The 19,872-nt window shown below is 71.7% G+C and carries 17 protein-coding genes; 12 read left to right on the top strand and 5 right to left on the bottom strand.

What is annotated here, in order from left to right:
• Nucleotides 1–73: 73 nt before the first annotated feature.
• From ACFQ7C_RS17600 to ACFQ7C_RS17610, 3 genes are read right to left on the bottom strand one after another with little or no spacing between them, the layout of a single operon-like run.
• Nucleotides 74–2,680, bottom strand: a complete 2,607-nt coding sequence (locus tag ACFQ7C_RS17600) for a PEP/pyruvate-binding domain-containing protein (protein WP_378904196.1) — start codon at nucleotides 2,678–2,680, stop codon at nucleotides 74–76.
• A 1-nt stretch (nucleotide 2,681) separates the two neighbouring features.
• Entirely contained in the window at nucleotides 2,682–4,010 is a 1,329-nt protein-coding gene (locus ACFQ7C_RS17605) for a flavin monoamine oxidase family protein (RefSeq protein WP_378904198.1), read from the bottom strand.
• A 9-nt stretch (nucleotides 4,011–4,019) separates the two neighbouring features.
• The gene (locus tag ACFQ7C_RS17610; RefSeq protein ID WP_378904200.1) at nucleotides 4,020–4,631 is read right to left on the bottom strand and encodes a helix-turn-helix domain-containing protein; all 612 of its coding nucleotides are present in this window, start codon (nucleotides 4,629–4,631) and stop codon (nucleotides 4,020–4,022) included.
• A gap of 133 nt (nucleotides 4,632–4,764) precedes the next feature.
• Between ACFQ7C_RS17610 and ACFQ7C_RS17615 the strand changes: the two genes are divergently transcribed.
• From ACFQ7C_RS17615 to ACFQ7C_RS17630, 4 genes are all read left to right on the top strand, one after another.
• Nucleotides 4,765–5,985 carry a globin domain-containing protein gene (locus ACFQ7C_RS17615; RefSeq protein WP_378904202.1) on the top strand — a complete coding sequence of 407 codons (1,221 nt, stop codon included), beginning with the start codon at nucleotides 4,765–4,767 and terminating at the stop codon, nucleotides 5,983–5,985.
• Between the two features lie 373 nt (nucleotides 5,986–6,358).
• Complete coding sequence (locus tag ACFQ7C_RS17620; protein ID WP_378904204.1) at nucleotides 6,359–6,832, top strand: hypothetical protein; 474 nt, start codon at nucleotides 6,359–6,361, stop codon at nucleotides 6,830–6,832.
• Nucleotides 6,833–6,884: 52 nt separating this feature from the next.
• Complete coding sequence (locus ACFQ7C_RS17625) at nucleotides 6,885–8,393, top strand: multicopper oxidase family protein (RefSeq protein ID WP_378904207.1); 1,509 nt, start codon at nucleotides 6,885–6,887, stop codon at nucleotides 8,391–8,393.
• A gap of 38 nt (nucleotides 8,394–8,431) precedes the next feature.
• Nucleotides 8,432–9,136 (top strand): biotin/lipoate A/B protein ligase family protein, encoded by a 705-nt coding sequence (locus ACFQ7C_RS17630; RefSeq protein ID WP_378904210.1) that lies wholly within the window; start codon nucleotides 8,432–8,434, stop codon nucleotides 9,134–9,136.
• On the opposite strand, the gene ACFQ7C_RS17635 is transcribed toward ACFQ7C_RS17630, so the two are convergent.
• A complete protein-coding gene (locus ACFQ7C_RS17635) occupies nucleotides 9,137–10,258 on the bottom strand; it encodes an epoxide hydrolase family protein (protein ID WP_378904213.1) in 1,122 nt (373 codons plus the stop codon).
• A 102-nt stretch (nucleotides 10,259–10,360) separates the two neighbouring features.
• Between ACFQ7C_RS17635 and ACFQ7C_RS17640 the strand changes: the two genes are divergently transcribed.
• Nucleotides 10,361–11,338 carry a helix-turn-helix transcriptional regulator gene (locus ACFQ7C_RS17640; RefSeq protein WP_378904216.1) on the top strand — a complete coding sequence of 326 codons (978 nt, stop codon included), beginning with the start codon at nucleotides 10,361–10,363 and terminating at the stop codon, nucleotides 11,336–11,338.
• Here the strand turns inward: ACFQ7C_RS17640 and ACFQ7C_RS17645 are convergent.
• Nucleotides 11,328–12,254 carry an Lrp/AsnC family transcriptional regulator gene (locus ACFQ7C_RS17645; RefSeq protein ID WP_378904219.1) on the bottom strand — a complete coding sequence of 309 codons (927 nt, stop codon included), beginning with the start codon at nucleotides 12,252–12,254 and terminating at the stop codon, nucleotides 11,328–11,330. The two genes, ACFQ7C_RS17640 and ACFQ7C_RS17645, sit on opposite strands and share 11 nt — an antisense overlap.
• A gap of 218 nt (nucleotides 12,255–12,472) precedes the next feature.
• Here ACFQ7C_RS17645 and ACFQ7C_RS17650 point away from each other — a divergent pair, with 218 nt between their 5' ends.
• From ACFQ7C_RS17650 to ACFQ7C_RS17680, 7 genes are all read left to right on the top strand, one after another.
• Entirely contained in the window at nucleotides 12,473–13,795 is a 1,323-nt protein-coding gene (locus ACFQ7C_RS17650) for an MFS transporter (protein WP_378904222.1), read from the top strand.
• 41 nt (nucleotides 13,796–13,836) lie between these two features.
• Nucleotides 13,837–15,528: an amidohydrolase gene (locus ACFQ7C_RS17655; protein ID WP_378904225.1), complete on the top strand. Its 1,692-nt coding sequence runs from the start codon at nucleotides 13,837–13,839 to the stop codon at nucleotides 15,526–15,528.
• A complete protein-coding gene (locus tag ACFQ7C_RS17660) occupies nucleotides 15,525–17,189 on the top strand; it encodes a thiamine pyrophosphate-binding protein (protein ID WP_378904228.1) in 1,665 nt (554 codons plus the stop codon). Before ACFQ7C_RS17655 ends, ACFQ7C_RS17660 begins: the two co-directional genes overlap by 4 nt.
• Nucleotides 17,186–18,151 (top strand): agmatinase, encoded by a 966-nt coding sequence (gene speB, locus ACFQ7C_RS17665; RefSeq protein WP_378904231.1) that lies wholly within the window; start codon nucleotides 17,186–17,188, stop codon nucleotides 18,149–18,151. Before ACFQ7C_RS17660 ends, speB begins: the two co-directional genes overlap by 4 nt.
• 89 nt (nucleotides 18,152–18,240) lie before the next feature.
• Entirely contained in the window at nucleotides 18,241–18,810 is a 570-nt protein-coding gene (locus ACFQ7C_RS17670; protein ID WP_378904234.1) for a hypothetical protein, read from the top strand.
• 51 nt (nucleotides 18,811–18,861) lie between these two features.
• The gene (locus ACFQ7C_RS17675; protein WP_378904237.1) at nucleotides 18,862–19,431 is read left to right on the top strand and encodes a mismatch-specific DNA-glycosylase; all 570 of its coding nucleotides are present in this window, start codon (nucleotides 18,862–18,864) and stop codon (nucleotides 19,429–19,431) included.
• Nucleotides 19,428–19,829 (top strand): DUF2809 domain-containing protein, encoded by a 402-nt coding sequence (locus ACFQ7C_RS17680; RefSeq protein WP_378904240.1) that lies wholly within the window; start codon nucleotides 19,428–19,430, stop codon nucleotides 19,827–19,829. Before ACFQ7C_RS17675 ends, ACFQ7C_RS17680 begins: the two co-directional genes overlap by 4 nt.
• The last annotated feature ends 43 nt before the right edge of the window (nucleotides 19,830–19,872 follow it).

Consider the following 19,872-nt stretch of genomic DNA (forward strand, 5'->3'; position numbering starts at 1 on the left):
CGTGTGTCAACGTGCGGACGTAACAGTCTCGGAGGTATTCATAGACCGCATCCAAGAATACGTCGAGGCGGCCTCAGTCCTCGGGAGAGGGATGCGTCACCACCCCGGCGGCCCCGTCGACGGTGACCTCGGCCCCCGTCGTGATCGCCTCCGTCGCACGCGGTACGCCCACGACCGCGGGGATGCCGTACTCCCGTGCGACCACCGCGCCGTGGCTGTTGGCACCGCCCATCTCCATCACGAGGCCGCCCGCCGTCAGGAACAGCGGCGTCCAGCCGGGATCCGTGGACGGCGCGATCAGGATCTCACCCGGTTCGAGGTGGGCGCCGACCGGGTCGAGGATCACCCGCGCGGGAGCGGTGACGCTGCCGGCAGATGCGGGTGTTCCGCGCAGGGTGCCGGGCCGATCCGGCGCGGAGCCGGTGCCGACGGCCTCCGGTTCCGTCCCATCGGAGAGCAGCATGCGCGGCACGTGGCGGCGTCGGAGTTCGGCGTCGTACCGATCGCGTCGCTCGCCGACCGTCGCCCGCAGGTCGCTTCCCGCAGCGGCCCGCTTCGTCTCCTCGAAGTCGAGGAAGAAGACGTCTGCGGGATCGGCGATCCGCCCCGCCGCCGCGAGCTCGACGCCGATGTCGACGAGCTCCGCCCTGGCCCGGCGCATCGCGGTGATCATGAGGAACTTCGGCATCTCGCGCATCCCGACGAGGGCGCGGGCGCGGCGCAGGCAGAACCCGACGGCGGCGGCGCGCACCCGGCTGCGCTCACGGGCGCGGCGGACGAGGGTGTCGATCATCGCCTCGGCGTCGCGCGCACCCTCTGCGAAGTGCTGCGCAGGGGTGGCAGCATCCGTATCGAGGCGAAGGTACCCCGACAGCACGCCGAACAGATGCGCAGGGTCTTCGCCCCAGCGGGGCATGCCGAGGTCGATCTCGGCGACGGCTCGGTGCCCGTAGCGGGCGAGAAAGTTCGCCATCGCGCGCTGCAGCACGGCGGGCAGGGCGCCGGCGCTGTAGGCGTCGGCCAGATCCCGGGCACCGCGGGTGCGAAGCGCCACTGCCGACTCGGCGTCGCGCCGCGCCCTCACGGCGACGTCCCAGAGTTCGAGATCCATCTCGGTCGTGACGTTGTCGGGCACACTGCGGAGCACGGCCTGCAGGTCGCCGGGCTGTGTCGAGCCCCGCAGCAGACGCCCGGCGAGCCCGAGCATGGCGAACCCGGCGACCGCACCGGGAAGGCTGCGGGGCGCGAGAGGCATCGCGCGGAACAGCAGATCGACCACACCGTCGACCCGCGTCGGGATGTCGCCGCCGGGGATGTCCCGCGCCCGGACCTCCCGCGCCAACCGGCGCACCCGCCGCTGCGCGGCCGCCGGGCTGAAGATCGCCTGCCCGACGATGAGCGGCAGCCGGATGCGGACGGCGAGGTGGAGGAAGCCGCGCGCGAAGCGCCGCCGCGAGCGGGGGAGCACGGACAAGCGCGGATCAGCGAACAGCCGCCGCAGCACGACGGCCGATCGCGCCTCCATCACGTCGAGCGCCCGCGGCATGATCTCGCGGCCGACGGCAGATCGCACGATGGGCGTGGCATCGACGAAGATGCGGTCGCCGCCGATCGCGAACGCCCCGGGCCCGTCGACGATCCGCGCCGGTCGGCGGCCGATGAGGTCGAGGAACCCCGACCCGATCACCCGGAAGGCGGCGACACCCATCGGGGTGATCGGCCGATGGAGCCCTTGCGCGAGGCTGACGCAGAAGTAGACGCGGGTGTGGGCCGCGGGAAGGGGTGCGTCGCGCACCGGCACGGGGAACAGCGTGGTGATCGGCCGTGACTGGGTGAGCCAGGCGTGCCCGTCCGCGCCGATCGCCCACTCGATGTCCTGCGGACGGCCGAACGACCGCTCGACCCGGTCGCCGAGCGCGGCCAGCGTGCGCACCTGGACGTCGGACACGCTCGCGGCCTCTTCGGCCGAGCCGCCGCGTCGCCGATCGAGGATCCGCCCCGTCGCGGTGTCGACGACGAAGTGATCCGGGTCGACCGAGCCCGACACGACGGCCTCGCCGAGGCCGCGTGCCGCGTCCAGCACCGCCTGCCGGCGACGGCCCGTCACCGGGTCGGCCGTGAACAGCACACCTGCGGATCGCGCGTCGACCATCCGCTGCACGACCACCGCCAGCGCGACCCCGGCGCCGTCGATGCCCTGGGCGGTGCGGTAGGCGACGGCCCGGTCGGTCCAGAGCGACGCCCAGCACCGGTGGACGGCGTCGAGCACATCGTCGATGCCCGCGACGTCGAGGTATGTGTCCTGCTGTCCGGCGAAGCTCGCGCCCGGCAGGTCCTCCGCGGTGGCCGACGACCGCACCGCGACGGGACCCGAGCCGGGCTCGAGCCGCCCGTACGCCTCGCGCACCGCGGCGGCGACCTCCTCGGGGAGCGCAGCGGCGAGCACCGCCGCGCGGGCGGCCGCAGCATCCGTGATCTCTCCGGATTCGACCGAAGATCCCCGAACCGCCCGCCGGTACGCCTCGGTCGTGACGCAGAAGCCCGGCGGAACGTCGAAGCCCGCGCGGATCAGCTCGCCGAGGTTCGCCGCCTTGCCGCCGACGGCAGCGATGTCGTCGGCCGACAGCTCCGCGAGATCGACCACGAGCGCGCGGTGCGGTTCCCGGGTCGCGGTGGCCATCTCAGTCCGCCCAGGCCTCTTCGATGGGGATGTCGCGGCCCAGCACCCGAGACGCCGCCCGGTGGCCCGAGTACATCGCCGCAGGCACCGTCGCGGGGTCGTCGGTCCACGTCGCCTCGCCCGCGAGGTGGAGCACGCCGCCGATCGGTGTCGCGAGGTCGTCGTGGTCGGCCGTCGTCGATCCGACCGTCATGTACGCGTAGGAGCCGTGCGACCACGGGTCGTCCTGCCAGTCCGTGACGTGCACATGGGTCGGCGGTTCGACGGCGTCGCCGTACAGGCGCCGCAGCTGCACGAGGACCGACTCGACGATCTCCTCCTCGGCCCAGTCGCGCGTCGCGACGGCCGCGGGGCCGGCGGCGAAGGTCAGCAAAGTCGGGGCGCCGTCCAGCGCGGTGAGGTCGTACCAGGAGTGCCACCAGCGGCTCTGGGGCCCCTGCTGGCGGATCGCGTAGACGCCGTCGTCCCAGAACTTCGCCGGGAACCGCAGGAACACCTTCTCGAACGCGTTCATCGTCAGCCGGCTGAGCGCCCCCGCGACCGGCTCGGGCAGCGGCGGCTCGATCACGAACCCCTCCGACTGCAGCACGCCGACCGGCACCGTGACGATCGCGGTGTCGGCCGCGAACAGGCCGTGATCGGTCGTGATCAGGACGCCCTCGGGCGACCACTGCACGTCGGTCACGACATGGATGAGACGGATGTCGAGTCCCTCCGCGAGCCGCCGCGGCAGGCGGTCGTACCCGTCGGGGAAGACGACCTCGTCGCCGTCGATGGAGTCGTCGTCCAGCCCGTGGGCGGCGAGGTCCTCGATCCACGCGCCGTACTGCTCCTCCGACCGGTGCTCGAGGTACTCGCGAACGCGCTGCGTGCGGTCGGCGTCCCAGCCCTGGGCGGCGAGCGCGGCCTCGGTCACGTCGCGGTACGACGCGTCGGGAGCGGATGCTGCGACCACCTCTCGCAGCGTGGCGTCGACGTCGTGGATGTCGGCGATGTGCGCCCGGGCGGCAGCATCCGTCAATCGCCTTCCGTCGGGACCGTAGTAGGCGATCGGACGGCTGTCGGGCTGGTACCCGCCGACAGTGAACTCGACGGTGCGCATGCCGAACGCCTCCGCCGCGGCGGCGACGGGGGAGCCGGTGATGCCATGGATCCAGGAGGCGCCCATGTCGGTGACGAGGCCGTGGAAGTGGCGGTCGGTCGAGACGCGGCCGCCCACGCGGTCACGGGCCTCGAGGACGACGACGCGGCGGCCGGCCCGGGTCAGCAGCCGGGCGGCGGTCAGGCCCGCGACCCCCGCACCGACGACGATCGTGTCGAAGTGATCCACGCTCCGACGCTATACCGGCGAGAGCGAGAGCAGCAGCCGGCACCGGTGCGCCGTCACGAACGGCTCGAGCCGCTGCATCTCCAGCGGGCCCTCCGTGTGCAGCAGCACGTCCTGCACCAGCCGCGCGTGCACGCCGCACACGAGCGCCCGATCCTCGTCGATCATGTCGTGGTAGCGGCACGGGGCGAGGTCGAACGACAGCGTCTTCTCATCGACGTCGGGTTCGAGTCCCGCGTCGTCGAGGTGCTCGTACAGCACGTCGAGCTGGCGTGCCGCGTCGGCGGCGAGCGCCGGGGTCTCGGTGCGCGTCACGGCACGCAGCATCCGTCCCCGCTTGTCCGCGCCGTCGACGCGCGCGCTCGCCGCATCGCTCGACGCGGACTCGCGCACGGGGTGGAACACGACCGGCGGACGCCCGCGAACCCCGACCTGGATCGTCTCGCTGCGGATGAGCCCTTCGTCCTCGAGGACGCGCAGATGATCGCGGACGGTGTTGAGCGGGATGCCGCACTCCGACGCGAGTTCGCCGGCACGGCGTCCGGGGACGCGCTGGATGGCCTGCAGCAGCTGCAGGCGGCGGGGCTGGGTGAGCCCTCGGAAGTCGTGCGCGCGGCGGGGCATACCCCGACGCTAACCCGGGCGGCTCCGGCTCCGCGGGGAGGACGGCCGTTTAAAACCGGTGGAACGCCGAGCGGCCACGGCGCCGGCCGGGGAGGCTCGAAGGCATCGCGATCGGAGCGAGAAAGGGAACCACATGCAGCTCTCACCGGAGTCCGAAGCCATCGTCCGCGCCACCGCGGGAGTCGTCGCCGAGCACGCCGAGGAGATCACGAAGGTCTTCTACCCGGCGATGTTCGCCGCCCATCCGGAACTGCTCCGCGTCTTCAACCGCGCCAACCAGGCGGTCGGGGAGCAGCCGAAGGCGCTCGCCGCATCGGTCGTCGCCTTCGCGGTGCAGCTCATCGACCCGGACGCCCCCGACTTCACCCCGGTGATGCGCCGGATCGCCCACAAGCACGTCTCGCTCGGCATCCAGGCGCGCCAGTACACGATCGTCGGCCACCACCTGCTCGACGCGGTCGGCACCGTGCTCGGCGACGCGGTCACGCCCGAGGTGCGCGCCGCGTGGGACGAGGTCTACTGGCTGTTCGGCGTCTCGCTCATCGCCGAGGAGGCGAAGCTCTACGCGCAGGGCGGCACCGACCCCGAGCACCCGTGGCGCGGCTACCGCGTCGTCGAGCGGTTCGAGGAGTCCGACGACGTCTTCTCGCTCCTTCTCGCGCCGGTCGCGGGCGAGGTTCCGTCGCACCACACCGGACAGTACGTCGCGATCGCGGTCGACCTGCCCGACGGCTCGCGCCAGCCCCGGCAGTACACGATCTCGTCGGGGCCGCGCGGCGACTCGCTCCGCGTGACGATCAAGCGGGTGCGCGGTGTCGCCGGCACGCCCGACGGACAGGTCTCGACGTGGCTCTACGAGAACGCGAAGCCCGGAACGGTGCTCGACGTGTCGCAGCCCGCCGGTGACGTCGTGCTCGACGACTCCGAGCAGCCGCTGGTGCTGGTGTCGGCCGGCATCGGCATCACGCCGGTCGCCGCGATCCTCGAGGACCTCTCGCGCCGCCAGCCGCAGCGCACGGTGCGTCTGTTCCACGCCGACCGCGCTCACGACACGCATGCGCTCTACTCGTCGCTGCGCCGCCAGGTGCTCGCGATGGACGACGCGAAGGCGCAGAACTGGTACGAGACGGATGCTGCCACCGCCCCCACCCTCCACCCGGCGCGCGCCGGGTTCATGGACCTCGCCGACGTCGAGCTGCCCGACGACGCCACCGTGTTCATGTGCGGCCCGCTGCCGTTCATGCGCATCTCGCGCGCGACGCTGATGGCCCGAGGCATCCCGAGCGAGCGCATCCACTATGAGGTCTTCGGCCCCGACCTGTGGGCGCAGAACCCGGAGAACGCGGCCGCCTGACTTCGCGTCGCGCACAGAATCGGAGGCTTCCACCGACACGCCGGGAGCGGATGCTGCGACCCGGCGCGTCGCGCACAACCTCCGATTCTGTGCACCGGCGCGGCAACCGGTTCGACCTACCGCGTCTCCGACCCCGGTGGGACCATGAACCATGGCGACGGAGGCCGGTGGGGACGAGGCCGAGACGGATGCCGCGCTGGCGCGCCGGCTGCAGATCCTCGCGACCGAGTACTGGGGAGGGCCGCCGCCCCACTGGCGACACCGCTGACTCGGCCGCGAAGGTCACCGAGGGGCACCGGCTCCACTTCGCCGATGTATCAGATCACCTCGCGTGCGCTCTGGAGTGTCGTTGAACCCGACACAAGGAGCAACTATGCGCGTCACCTACCGCATCCTGTCCTTCGCCATCTGCGTGCTCGTCGCGCTGCAGGCCGCGTCACACGCGTGGGCCTCGGCCGGTCTCGGTCTGTACATCGCCGAGGGCGGCGTCGTCGACGCGTCCGCGCAGGAGGGCCCACCTCCGTTCCCGGAGGTCCTGGGCTTCATGATCCACGGGATGAACGGCATGTTCGTGATCCCCGCGCTCGCCCTGATCCTGCTGATCATCTCGTTCTTCGCGAAGATCCGGCACGGGGTCGCGTTCGCCGCTGTCGTGTTCGCGCTCGTCATCCTGCAGGTGACTCTGGGGCTGTTCGGGCACGGCATCCCGCTCCTCGGGTTCGCCCACGGCGTGAACGCCCTGCTGCTGTTCACGGCGGCGCTGCTCGCGGGGTCGAACGCCAAGCGCGGCGTCGCGACGCAGGCCGACGCGGTCGCCGCGCCCACCGCAGCCAGTGCTTCCGCCTAGGACCGCGTCCGCGAAGAGCCGGTGGGCGTGGTTCGCCCGCCGGCTCGGCGCTGTGCTGGGTGTGGTCGCGGTCGGGCTCGTCGGCTGGATGTGGTGGGCCAGCGTGCTCCCCGGCGCGTACTCGGCGCTCGACATGGGTGTTCCGGACTTCGGGGGCGGGCCGGGCTCTGAAGCCCACGCCGACTCCCACGCGCATGCGAACGCCGCCGGCGCCGGCGGCACCGCGGCCGCTCCGGTCGCCGGTGAGACAGGCGTTCCCGACCTCATCGCCGACCCCGGCCGCCCCGCCGACGTCCGCGTCGAGCTCACCGCACGGGCGGAGAGCGTGACCCTCCCCGGCGGCGAGCCGTTCGACGGCTTCACGCTCAACGGCAGCACACCGGGCCCGACCATCCGGGCGACCGAGGGGCAGCTCGTCGAGGTGGTGCTGCGCAACGAGGACGTGCCCGCCGGCGTCACGGCGCACTGGCACGGCGTCGACGTCCCCAACGCGATGGACGGGGTGGCCGGCGTCACGCAGGACGCCGTCATGCCCGGGCAGACCTTCACCTACCGCTTCGTCGCCGAGCAGGTGGGCACGTTCTGGTACCACGCGCATCAAACTTCGCACCCGCAGGTCGTCGGCGGCCTCTTCGGGGCGCTGATCCTCGATCCCGCACCGGAGACGGATGCTGCGGCCGCCGTGGGCGCGAACCCTCGCACCGTCGACCTCGTCGCAGCGATCCACACCTATCCAGGAGGGCAGCGGACGATCGACGGCGCGCTCGGCGATGTGCATCAGGAGGCCGGCCCGGGCGACACCGTCCGTGTGCGACTCATCAACACCGACTCGACGCCGACGAGCGCCTGGGTGACCGGTTCGTCCTTCCGTCTGCTCGCCGTCGACGGTCACGATCTCGAGGGCCCCACCGCCGTCGCCGATCACAGCGTGCAGATCACGGCGGGTGGTCGTGCCGACCTCGAGGTGCGCGTCCCCGAGAGCGGTGCGGTCCGCGTGCAGGTGCCCGGTGCCTCGATCGTCATCGGTCCGGACGGTGCTCACGCCGACCAGACGTCGGCGCCGAGGGACCAGCTCGATCTGCTCTCCTACGGCGAGCCGGCCCCGATCGGATTCGACCCCGCCGCGGCCGATCGCCGCTTCGCCTACGACATCGGCCGTCTTCCCGGCTTCCTCGACGGCCGCCCCGGCTACTGGTGGACGATCAACGGCGGCATGGGTGCCGGGGTGCCGATGTACATGGTCGACGAGGGCGACGTCGTCGTGATGACGATCTCCAACAGCAGCGGCGAGGGTCATCCGATGCATCTCCACGGGCACCACCTGCTCGTCCTCGCCCGTGACGGGGTGCCGTCGTCCGGCAGCCCGTGGTGGGTGGACTCCCTCGATGTCGCGCATGGCGAGTCGTTCGAGGTCGCATTCGTCGCCGACAACCCCGGCGTCTGGATGGACCACTGCCACAACCTGCCTCACGCTGCGGAGGGCCTCATGACCCACGTCGCCTACAACGGCGTCACGACTCCGTTCCGCCTCGGACGTGACACCGGCAATGACCCGGAGTGAAGGCCCGGCCGGCCCGTTCGCGTGAGAGTGTGGGGCCCGTGACCCTGCGCGAACCGCTCCCGCTCAACGGCCCGGCGCTTGTCATCCGGCAGGAGGAGCGAGCGGATGCTGCGGCCGACCTCGAGCGCTCCGTCGAGCTCCTGCGCGCCGTCGCCGACGGCACTATCGCGCAGCCGCGCGTCGTGCGGCTCTACAGCCCGATGGCGACCGTCGCGATGAGCCGGCGGGAGAGCCGCATGCCGGGGTTCGAGACCGCGCGGCGCGCGGCATCCGAGCACGGCTTCGCCCCGGCCATCCGGCCCACGGGTGGCCGTGCGGTCGCGTACGACGAGAGCTGCATCGTCTTCGACGTGATCACGCGTGAAGCCGAGGGCTCGGTCGCGCAGGAGAGGTTCTTCCGCGAGATCGGCGACGCGCTCGCCGCGGCGATGCGCGGGCTCGGCGTCGACGCCCGGGTCGGCGATGTCCCGGGAGAGTACTGCCCCGGCGAGTTCAGCATCAATGCGCGCGGCGCCGTCAAGCTGATAGGCACCTCGCAGCGCGCGGTGCGGGGAGCACGACTGCTGAGCGGGATGCTGCCGCTCAGCGGGGTCGACCGGTTCGCCGACGTGCTCATCGCGGTGAACGACGCGCTCGAACTCGACTGGGACCCGGCGACGTTCGGCACGCTGGCCACAGAGGTGCCGCGCATGCCGCGCGCGATGGTCGAGCGCGCCCTGATCGCCGCGCTCGCCGGCCCGTGATCAGCGCAGCGGTCCGAAGAACGCGCGGAGGTCGTCGGCCAGCACCTCGGGCAGCTCCATTGCCGGGAAGTGCAGTCCGCCCTCGAACTCGGTCCAGCGACCGTCCTCGGGGAAGGGCATGACCCGGCGGACCGTCGGGTCGGCGCCGAACACGGCCGCCGCCTGCGGCACGCCCGCGGGGCTGCCCCAGTCGTGCGAGTGAGCCTGGTCGTAGAGCGTATGCGCCGCCGACGCACCCGCCCGCGCGAACCACGCGATCGACACCAGCGTCAGGATCTGATCGGGGTCGAGCTCGACGTCGGTCCAGTCCTGCAGCTTCTCGGCGATCCAGGCGAGCAGGAAGACCGGCGAGTCCGTCAGACCGTAGCCGATCGTCTGCGGGCGCGTGTTCTGGATCGCGAGGTATCCCGACCCGTCGTCGCGGAAGGCGGCCATGCGCTCGAGGATGGTGCGGTCGATCGCGTCGTCGGGGTCGAGGCTCTCCGCGAGACCGGGGAGGAAGGTCGCGGTGTTGGCGGCCGTCATCGGATCCGTCACGAAGTGCACGCCGGTGACGTGCTCGGGATCCAGTCCCGCGACCATGCCCGACACCCCGGCCCCGACGTCGCCGCCGTGCACGCCGTAGCGGTCGTAGCCGAGACGGTCCATCAGCTCGACCCAGGCGCGCGCGGTGCGGCCCATCGCCCAGCCGGCGCCGCTCAACGGCGTCGAGAACCCATATCCCGGCAGGGACGGCGCGACGACATGGAACGCCTGGCCGTCACGTGCCGTGGTGAGCAGCCCGATCAGCCGTTCGAACTCGGCATTGGAGCTCGGGAATCCGTGCGTGAGGAGCAGCACGGGGGCGTCCTCCTGCGCGGTGCGCGCGTGGAAGAAGTGGATCCGCTGGCCGTCGATCTCCGTGATCGACTGCGGGATGCGGTTCAGTCGCGCCTCGACCGCGCGCCAGTCGAACTCGTCGCGCCAGCGCTCTGCGAGCATCCGCAGTTCGGCCGCACGGATGCCGCGTTCCCGGCCGTCGGCAGGCGACTCGTCGGACCAGCGGATCGTGTCGAGCCGGCGCCGGAGGTCTGCGAGCTCCTCGTCGCCGATCGCGATCGTGTAGGGCGTGATCCCGTCCATCGTCTCTCCTTCGAATCGTCATGGAGCCTTGCGCGTCCACTGTGCCGAAGCTATCGTCCGATGCGGAACGATTCGTTCCGCAATCGATGGGATCGTCGGCGGATGCTGGAAACCTCGGCGAGGCTGCTCCGCCTCCTCTCCCTCCTCCAGGTGCGGCGAGACTGGACCGGCCCGGAGCTGGCGGAGCGGCTCGACGTCACCACCCGCACCGTGCGCAACGACGTGGATCGCCTGCGTCGGCTCGGCTACCCCATCGAGGCGAGTCCTGGTGTCGCGGGTGGCTACCGCCTCGGCGAGAGCGCGACGATGCCGCCGATGCTCCTCGACGACGATGAGGCGGTCGCCGTCGCCCTCGCGCTGAGAACGGCGACCTCCGGCGCGGTGGAGGGTGCGGCCGAGGCATCCGTCCGCGCTCTGCTGAAGCTGCAACGGCTGCTCCCATCACGACTGCGGGAACGCGTCGAGTCGCTGCGCGTCTCGGCGCTCGCGGTGCCGTCGCCGCAGGCGACCGTGTCGCCCGACGTGCTGGTGGCCATCGCTGCCGCGTGCCGCAACACCGAGCGCGTGCGGTTCGATTACGTGTCTCACGACGGAAGTCGCAGCCGACGCGACGTCGAGCCGTACCGGCTCGTCGCGGCGAGCTCGCGCTGGTATCTGTTCGCATGGGAGCCGGCACGCGACGCGTGGCGCACCTTCCGCGCCGATCGCATCGACCTTGTCGTGCCCGTCGGCCCACGGTTCGCGCCGAAGCCGCTGCCGCCCGATGAGCAGATCGTCGAGCACGTGGCGCGCGGCGTCGCCACGGCGACGTGGCACTACCGCGCGCGGGTCGTCGTGCACGCGTCCGCCGATCACGTTCGCTCGCGGATCCCCGTCCGGCTGTCGATCATCGAGCAGGGCGATTCCCGGTGCGAGATCGTCGTCGGCTCCGACGACCCGCGGATGCTGGCGCTCTATCTCGGCATGCTCGACGCCGAGTTCGATGTGGTGGACGCGCCCGACCTGCGCGTGGCGCTGCGCGAGCTGGCCGCACGGTTCGACAGGGCAGCGTCCGCCGGCGGCGGACCCGTCATCCCGTGATCGAGCCCACCGGCTGTGGGATGCCGCCGCCGGCGGGCCGCAGGGTGCGGGCGTAGTCCTCTTTGAGCACCGCGAGGTGGAACCACGCCTCGACGCCCGAGACTCCCGGGATCGCGCGGATCCGCTCGAGGCTCGCGTACAGTGCGCCCGCCGACGGCTCGACGAGCGTCGTGACCACGTCGAATCTGCCGAGGGTGCGCGCGGCGAAGTCCACGCCGCGCCACGTGCGCAGCGCCTCGGTCACGCGGTCGTCGGCATCGGCGAGGTTCAGGCCGACGCCCATCGACAGTTGACGGTGCACGAGGCCGCGCGCCTCCACGGCGCTGATCTTGATCACGCCGCCGTCGACGAGCCGCTGCACCCGCGTCGTCACCGCCGAGGGGGAGAGGCGCACGGCCTCGCCGAGCGCGCGGTAGCTCTTGCGGCCGTCGCGCTGCAGCTGCTCGATGAGCGCGGTGTCGATCGCGTCGATGGTGACGTCGCCGTGGTATTCCGACACGAAGAACCCCTTGACCACGTCGGTGTAGATGAGCGTGTTGATGTCGGCGACGCCCGGCAGTGCGCGGATCTGCGCGAGCAGGTCGTGCAGCGCCGGCATCGATCCGAGACGCACCTCGGTGACGAGGTCGTAGGCGCCGCCGACGGCGGAGACGAGCACCGTCTCGCTGAGGCCGCGCAGGTGCTGCGCGACCGGCTCGACACCGCCCTGCGTGCGGATGGAGACGTGCGCGAGCACGTGCTGGCCGAGGAACACCGGGTCGACCGCGGCGACGACTCGCACGGTGCCGTCGGCGAGCATCGCGTTCAGGCGCGTGGAGACGGCGGCGCGCGACTGCCCGAGCCGGCCGGCCAGCGTGTGGATGCTGGCGCGGCCGTCGACCTGCAGCTCGCGGATGAGCTCGGCGTCGAAATCCATAGCGATCCCCGAATTCGTCGATTTCCCGGACAACGCACGCCGTCCCGTGCAGAATCCGAGTCTAGAACCACGCACACAGGACGCGACACGTGATTCTGTGCAATAGGTTCGCCAGAACACCAGTGGAACAAGCCTGGTGCTGGAGTTCTGCCCTTGCCAGCAGCATCCGTTCGTCCTTAACCTTCATCGCATCCCGATATATCCGCAAAGGAGCGGTCATGACTTCCACCACCAGCAGGGCGCGGCGCGCTGGCATCGCCGCCTTCGTGGGGACCACCATCGAGTGGTACGACTTCTATGTCTACGCGACCGCCGCCGCGCTCGTGTTCGGGCCGCTCTTCTTCCCGAGCGGCGACCCGTTCGCCGAGACCGCCGCAGCATTCGCGACGTTCGCGGTGGCGTTCCTGGTGCGCCCGCTCGGCGGCATCATCTTCGGCCACATCGGCGACAAGCTCGGCCGCCGCGTGTCCCTCGTCATCACGCTGCTGCTGATGGGCGTCTCGACGGTGCTGGTGGGCTGCCTCCCCACCTATGAGGCGATCGGCATCGTGGCGCCGATCCTGCTGATCCTGCTGCGGGCGCTCCAGGGCCTCGCGGTCGGCGGCGAGTGGGGCGGCGCGGTGCTGATGAGCGTCGAGCACGCTCCGGCCGGCAAGAAGACGTTCTACGGCGGCTTCACGCAGCTCGGCAACCCCGCCGGTGCGCTGCTGGCCTCGGGCATCTTCGCGATCATGTCGCGCTTCGGCGAGGACTTCATCATGAACGGCGGATGGCGCATCCCGTTCCTGCTGTCGATCGTGCTCGTCGGCGTCGGCTTCTGGGTGCGCTACCGCGTCGAGGAGTCACCGGTCTTCGAGCAGAAGGTCGAGGGCCGCAAGCAGAGCATGCCGCTCGCGTTCGCGCTGCGCGTCAACTGGAAGCCGATCCTCCTCGGCATCGGCCTGCTGCCCATCTCGACCGGCGGGTACTACCTCGCGACCACGTTCGCGACCGCCTACGCGACGGGCGAGCCGATCAGCATGAGCCCCCAGCTCATCCTCGACGCGATGACGATCGCCTCGTTCGTCGAGTTCGTCGTGACCCTGCCGGTGGCATGGCTCGGCGACAAGTGGGGCCGCAAGAACATCATGTACATCGGTCTCGTGACCTCGGTGCTGACGTTCGTGCCGTTCATGCTGGTGCTGCCGGGCAAGATCGAGCCGGTCATCTTCCTGCTGGCATCGCTCGTGCGCATCGCGATGAGCGCCACCTACGCGCCGATCGCCGCGATCCTCGCGCAGATGTTCCGGCCGCAGGCCCGTTACACGTCGATCGCCCTGTCGTACGGCGTGGGAGCGGCGATCTGGGCAGGCTTCTCGCCCTGGTTCGCGACCATGCTCATCGCCTGGACGGGCAGCGTCTGGTCGGTCATCTTCATGTTCATCGGCATGGCGCTCCTCGCGGGCCTGTGCACCTGGCTCGCGCCGCAGCACTCCGACGAGGCGCCGGTCACGGACTCGTACACGCCGCGCACCGACACCACGACGGCCCGCACGCGCTGAGCCGCGGCAACGCCTGCTCTCGAACTCGAACCGAGGACACCATGAGAAAGCTCGCCCCCTTCGACCGCCCCGCGCAGCAGACGCCGCGCCTGGTGCTCGCGGCCGCGATCCGCACCGTCGACGCGCACGGCAGCACCGCCACCGCGATGCTGACCGATCGCGGACGAATCGTCGCGATCGGCACGGCAGACGAGTGCCGGGATGCTGCCGCCTCCCTGCGCCTCTACCCCGAGGTCGTCGACCTCGGGGACGCGGTGATCGTCCCCGGGTTCGTCGACGCGCACGCCCACCCGCTCATGTACGGCCAGCTCATGACGTGGGTGGACTGCGGTCCCGAGAAGGCCGGCAGCATCCCCCAGATCGTGGCGCTCCTGAAGGCCGCGGCCGCCGAGCTGCCGGCAGGGCGCCCCGTGCGGGGCTACGGCTACGAGCACCGCAACCTCGCCGAGCAGCGGCATCCGTCCCGATTCGAGCTCGACGAGGTCGCCCGTGACCGCGAGGTGTACCTGATGAACGCGTCGGGGCACGGCGGGGTCGTGAACTCGTACACGTTCGAGCTCAACGGCGTCGACCGCGACACCCCGAACCCCGACGGTGGCGAGATCTTCCGCGATGCCGACGGCGAGCTGACCGGCGAGATCTCGGATGCCGCGTGCAACATGCTGACGGGCGTGCACGGCGTGAAGATCGGTCACCACGGTCCGAACTTCCACCTCGCCGACGAGCCGGAGGAGCATCTGCGGCAGTTGGATGCTGCGACGCAGCGCTTCCTCGCCGGAGGAGTGACGACGATCGGCGACTGCCAGGTGTCGCGCCGCGAGTTCGACATGTACCTGCGGCTCGCCGAGGCCGGGCGCCTGGAGCTGCGGGTGTCGATGTACCTGCTGTCGCACCTGCTCGACGACGCCCTCGAGATGGGGCTCGTCGGTCAGTTCGGCAACGCGCACCTGAGCTTCGCGGGCATCAAGCTCTACGCCGATGGCACGCTCGGCGGCTGGACGGCGTACTTCCCCGACGGCTACGTCGGCGACCCGTGCCGCACGGGCCAGCTGTACCACGAGCCGGCCGAGTACACCGAGCTCATCCGCAAGGCGCACGCCGCCGGGCTCCAGACCGCGACCCACGCGCAGTCGCCGACGGCGATCGAGATGGTCGTGTCGGCGATCGAGGCGGCGCTCGCCGAGAACCCCGACGACGACGCCCGCCACCGCATCGAGCACTGCGGGCTGCCGACACCGGAGCAGATCCGGCGCATGGCGGCAGCCGGCATCCGTCCCGTCAACCAGACCCAGCACTACTTCAACTGGGGCGAGGGCGTCGAGCAGGCCATCGGCACGCCGGGGGAGCGGTTCAACCCGCTCGGCGAGTTCGCGGCGGCGGGCGTGCCGTTCACGATCTCGTCGGACGCGCCGGTGGCCGAGCCGATCCCGCTCGAGGCGATCCAGACCGCGGTGACGCGGGTCACGCGCCGGGGGCACAAGCTCGGACCCGACGACCTGCGGGTGTCGGCGGACGCGGCGCTGCGCGCCCACACGTACGAGGGGGCCGTTTCGCTCGGCCGCGAAGACGACCTGGGCTCGCTCGAGGCCGGCAAGTACGCCGACTTCGCGGTGCTCGGCGCCGATCCGCTCGCGGTCGACGCGAGTGAGATCTCGCAGATCCCGGTGCTCGAGACGTGGGTCGGGGGCGAGCGCCGGTACGCGGCGGTCCGGGTGGAGGCGCTGGCGACATGAGCTCCGACATCGAGGCGCAGTATGCCGACACGACCGGCCGCGCCGTGCTCGAGACCGTGCGCAACTACGGGGTGACGGCGGTGTTCGGCATCCCCGGCACGCACAACCTCGAGCTGTATCGACCGCTCGCCGACCTCGGCATGCGGGCGGTCACCAACCGCCACGAGCAGGGCTCGGGCTACGGCGCCGACGGCTGGGCGCAGCAGACCGGGCTGCCGGGTGTCGTGATCACGACGTCGGGGCCGGGGCTTCAGAACGCCATGAGCGCCATCGGCACGGCGTTCTGCGAGTCGCGACCGCTCCTGGTGATCTCGCCCGGGGTGGCACTCGGGGCCGAGTTCCGCGACGTCGGCACGCTCCACGAGACGAAGGACGCCACCGCGATGGTCGGCGCCATCGCCGAGTGGTCGCGCCGCGTGACGAGCGCGACGGATGCCGTCGACGCGGTGCACGACGCGTTCGCGCTCTTCCGCACCGGGCGCCCACGCCCGGTGCACATCGAGATCCCGCTGGACGTGCTGGAGGCTCCGGCCGACGTTCCCGCGGCCGCGCGCGCGGCGCGGCCCGTTCCCGCGCCGGTTCGCGGTGACGCCGGCGCCGTCCGCGAAGCCGTCGCACTGCTGACGGATGCTGCGCGCCCGGTCATCGTCGCCGGCGGCGGCGCCACGCGCGCCGGCCGCGCGGTCACGGCGCTCGCGGAGCGTCTCGGTGCGCCGGTCGTCACGACGCTCAACGGCAAGGCCACCGTCGACGAGCACCACCCGCTGTCGCTCGGCTCGAACCTGCGCCTCGAAGCCGCTCGGCGGGTCGCCGAGGACGCCGACGTGCTGCTCGTGCTGGGTTCGAAGCTCGGCGAGGCGGAGCTGTGGGCACCCAGGCTCGAGGCACGCGGCGCGGTGATCCGCGTCGACATCTCTGCCGCGCAGCTGCACAAGAACCTCGACGCCGCCGTCGGAATCGTGGGGGACTGCACGGCGACCGTGGAGGGCCTGCTCGCCGCGCTGCCCGACGACCCGCGGCCGTCCCGCGATCTCGCGGTCGAGCGCGCCGCGATCGCCGCCGAGACCGCCGGGATCCTTCCCGAGACCGTCGGGCTCGCCGAGACCATCGCCGCCGCGCTGCCGCACGATGCGATCGTCGCCGGCGACTCCTCGCAGATCGTCTACATGGCCCTCGCGAACGTGGTGCGCCAGTCGCAGCCGCACTCGCTGCTCTACACGCCCACCTACGCCACGCTCGGCTACGGGCTTCCCGCTGCCATCGGCGCGCGCGTCGCGCAGCCGGCCGCGGGCGGCCGGCCCGTCGTCGCGGTGGTCGGCGACGGCGCGCTGATGTTCTGCGTCAACGAACTCGCGACCGCAGTCGAGCAGCGTCTCGACCTCACCGTCGTCTGCGTCGACAACGGCGGGTACGCCGAGATCAAGCAGAACGAGGTGGACCGCGGCATCCGTCCCGTCGGCGTCGACCTCGTCCAGCCCGACTGGGTCGCGCTCGCCAACGCGTTCGGCGCGACCGGTCGCCGCGCGTCGAGCCCCGATGAGATCGAGGCCGCGATCACCCAGGCGATCGCGGCCGGGGGCGTGCAGCTCGTCCACATCCCGCAGAACGCCGGGGCGCAGCATCCGTTCACCGAAACGTCCACCCCGAGAGGTGAGTCATGACCGACAACCACGAGCCCGTCGGCCCCGTCGACGCGTCCGTCTATCCGCGCTACGCCGGCATCGCCACGTTCGCACGGCTGCCCCGCATCGAGGAGGTGCCGCGCGCCGACCTCGCGATCGTCGGCATCCCGTTCGACACCGGCGTGAGCTACCGCCCGGGTGCCCGGTTCGGCCCGTCGCACGTGCGCGAATCGTCGCGGCTGCTGCGCCCGTACAACCCCGCCCAGGACGTGTCGCCGTTCGCCGCCGCGCAGGTGGTCGACGCCGGCGACATCCCCGCGAACCCGTTCGACATCGGCGAGGCCGTCGCCGAGATCGAGACCGCGGCGACGGCGCTCGGCGACCGTGTCGACCGGATCGTCACCGTCGGCGGCGACCACACGATCGCGCTGCCGCTGCTGCGCGCCGTGAACAAGAAGCACGGCCCGGTCGCGGTGCTGCACTTCGACGCGCACCTCGACACGTGGGACACGTACTTCGGCGCGCCCATCACGCACGGCACGCCGTTCCGCCGCGCCAGCGAGGAGGGGCTCATCGACCTCACCGCGAGCTGCCACGTCGGCACGCGCGGACCGCTCTACTCCAAGCAGGACCTCGACGACGACGAGCGCCTCGGCTTCTCGATCGTCTCGAGCGTCGACATCGAGGAGCGGGGCATCGAGGCGGCGATCGAGCGCGTGCGCCGCCGCGTCGGCGACAAGCCGCTGTACATCTCCATCGACATCGACGTGCTCGACCCCGCCCACGCGCCCGGCACCGGAACCCCCGAGGCCGGCGGCATGACGAGCCGTGAACTGCTCCGGATGCTGCGTGCCCTGAGCGACATGAACGTCGTGGGTGCGGACGTGGTCGAGGTGTCGCCCGCGTACGACCACGCACAACTCACCGGCATCGCGGCGAGCCACGTCCTGTACGAGCTCGTCACCCTCATGGCCGCGCAGATCGAGGCCGGTAGGAAGTGAGTCCTAGCGTGCACGTTGTCCGGTGACAAGCCCCTCCACAGGGCGTTCTGCCCGCCGCAGGCTGGGTGAACCCCAGAAGGAGGACGGTCATGAACGACCACGCAGACCACAGGGACACCCCGGAGCGGAATGCACGCGCCGAGGAGCCGATCGCGGCCACGCGCCGTGAGCAGCGGGAGCGCGAGGCGGCGAGCCCCGACGCCGGCACCCCCGCCGACGCCCGGCAGAACTACGCACAGCCCGACGCCTCTCGGGAGAACGCCGACCGCGCGGCGGCGGCCCGACAGGACGCCGCGCAGTACGACGCCGCCCGCGACGCGGGAGTTGCGCGCGACGCGGGAGTTGCGCGGGAGATGCCGCACGAGGCCGTCGAGCACAGCGCGACCACCGACCACGACGTGATCCGGCACTGGGCGGAGGACCGCCACGCCACCCCGGCCACGGTCGAGGGCACCGAGCACGACGGCGATGTCGGCGAGCTCCGCCTCGACTTCGACTTCGGAAACGACCTCGAGGACCTCAGGGAGGTCTCGTGGGACGAGTGGTTCCGCGCGTTCGACGAGCGCGGACTGGAGTTCGTCTTCCAGGAGACCGCGCGTCCGGACGGCTCCGTCTCGAACGACTTCCGTCTCGAGCCGGCGGGTCAGACGCGCACCTGATCTCGACCCCGCATTGCCGGGCTGCGCCCGCGGGTGCGTGAGACTGAACGCATGGGTTTCACGCGCGCCGAGCTGGAGTCGTACCGCGGGCGCAGCATCCCGGATCTCATGCCCTCGCACCCGAAGCTGGTGTTCGTGGGCATCAACCCGGGCCTCTGGACGGCCGCCACCGGCGTGCCGTTCGCGTACCCGGGCAACCGCTTCTACCCGGCCCTCGTCGCGGCGGGCATCCTTCCACGGATGCCGCGCATCGGCGACGCCGGCATGGCCGAGGACGACCGCCGCATGCTGCTCGACGCGGGCATCGGCATCTCGAGCATCGTGCGCCGTGCGACCGCGCGTGCCGACGAGCTCTCCCGGGCGGAGCTGCGCGAGGGCGCCGAGCGGCTGGAGCGCGATGTCGCCGGGTGGAAGCCGGGGGTGGTGGCGATCCTCGGGCTCACGGCGTACCGCCAGGGCTTCGCGCGACCGCGGGCGGTTGCGGGCCGGCAGCCGGACGACCTCGGCGGCGCCGCACTGTGGGTGGTGCCCAACCCGAGCGGCCTCAACGCGCACATGACGGTCGCGACGCTCGCCGAGGCGTACGCCGAGCCCGCCCGCGCCGCGGGTGTGATCGCGTGACCCGCACACGTCGGCTCGTCGCCGCTCTGCTGCTCGCCGCCACGATCGTGGCCGGGCTGCTGGTGCACGCGCTGCTGCCCGACACCGCCGTGACCGATATCGCGGGAGACGCCCTCTACGCCGTGGCGGCCTACCTGGCGGTGGTGCTCCTCGCCCCGCGTCTTCCCGCGCTCGCCGCGGGTGCGATCGCGGCGTCATGGTGCGTCGCGGTGGAGCTGTTCCAGCTGACGGGCCTCCCGCTCGCCTGGGGTGCGCAGTTCTCCCCGGTGATGCTGGTCCTGGGAACGGTCTTCGATCCCCGCGACCTCCTGGTCTACGTCGTGACGATCGCGCTCGCGACCGCCGCCGATGCCGCGATCCGTCGGGTTCGGGCCGGGGCCGGGGCCTCCGGCAGCTGACCTCGCTTCGACAGGTCAACCGGGCCTTTGCAGGACCTTTTGC

This window comes from Microbacterium sp. NPDC056569 (assembly GCF_042793475.1).
Lineage (GTDB): Bacteria > Actinomycetota > Actinomycetes > Actinomycetales > Microbacteriaceae > Microbacterium.

Bases quoted from the DNA above. Each gene is read 5' to 3' on its own strand.
- ACFQ7C_RS17600 (WP_378904196.1), bottom strand. From the start codon at position 2,680: ATGGCCACCGCGACCCGGGAACCGCACCGCGCGCTCGTGGTCGATCTC.
- ACFQ7C_RS17610 (WP_378904200.1), bottom strand. From the start codon at position 4,631: ATGCCCCGCCGCGCGCACGACTTCCGAGGGCTCACCCAGCCCCGCCGC.
- ACFQ7C_RS17615 (WP_378904202.1), top strand. From the start codon at position 4,765: ATGCAGCTCTCACCGGAGTCCGAAGCCATCGTCCGCGCCACCGCGGGA.
- ACFQ7C_RS17620 (WP_378904204.1), top strand. From the start codon at position 6,359: ATGCGCGTCACCTACCGCATCCTGTCCTTCGCCATCTGCGTGCTCGTC.
- ACFQ7C_RS17635 (WP_378904213.1), bottom strand. From the start codon at position 10,258: ATGGACGGGATCACGCCCTACACGATCGCGATCGGCGACGAGGAGCTC.
- ACFQ7C_RS17640 (WP_378904216.1), top strand. From the start codon at position 10,361: ATGCTGGAAACCTCGGCGAGGCTGCTCCGCCTCCTCTCCCTCCTCCAG.
- ACFQ7C_RS17645 (WP_378904219.1), bottom strand. From the start codon at position 12,254: ATGGATTTCGACGCCGAGCTCATCCGCGAGCTGCAGGTCGACGGCCGC.
- ACFQ7C_RS17650 (WP_378904222.1), top strand. From the start codon at position 12,473: ATGACTTCCACCACCAGCAGGGCGCGGCGCGCTGGCATCGCCGCCTTC.
- ACFQ7C_RS17655 (WP_378904225.1), top strand. From the start codon at position 13,837: ATGAGAAAGCTCGCCCCCTTCGACCGCCCCGCGCAGCAGACGCCGCGC.
- ACFQ7C_RS17660 (WP_378904228.1), top strand. From the start codon at position 15,525: ATGAGCTCCGACATCGAGGCGCAGTATGCCGACACGACCGGCCGCGCC.
- speB (WP_378904231.1), top strand. From the start codon at position 17,186: ATGACCGACAACCACGAGCCCGTCGGCCCCGTCGACGCGTCCGTCTAT.
- ACFQ7C_RS17670 (WP_378904234.1), top strand. From the start codon at position 18,241: ATGAACGACCACGCAGACCACAGGGACACCCCGGAGCGGAATGCACGC.
- ACFQ7C_RS17675 (WP_378904237.1), top strand. From the start codon at position 18,862: ATGGGTTTCACGCGCGCCGAGCTGGAGTCGTACCGCGGGCGCAGCATC.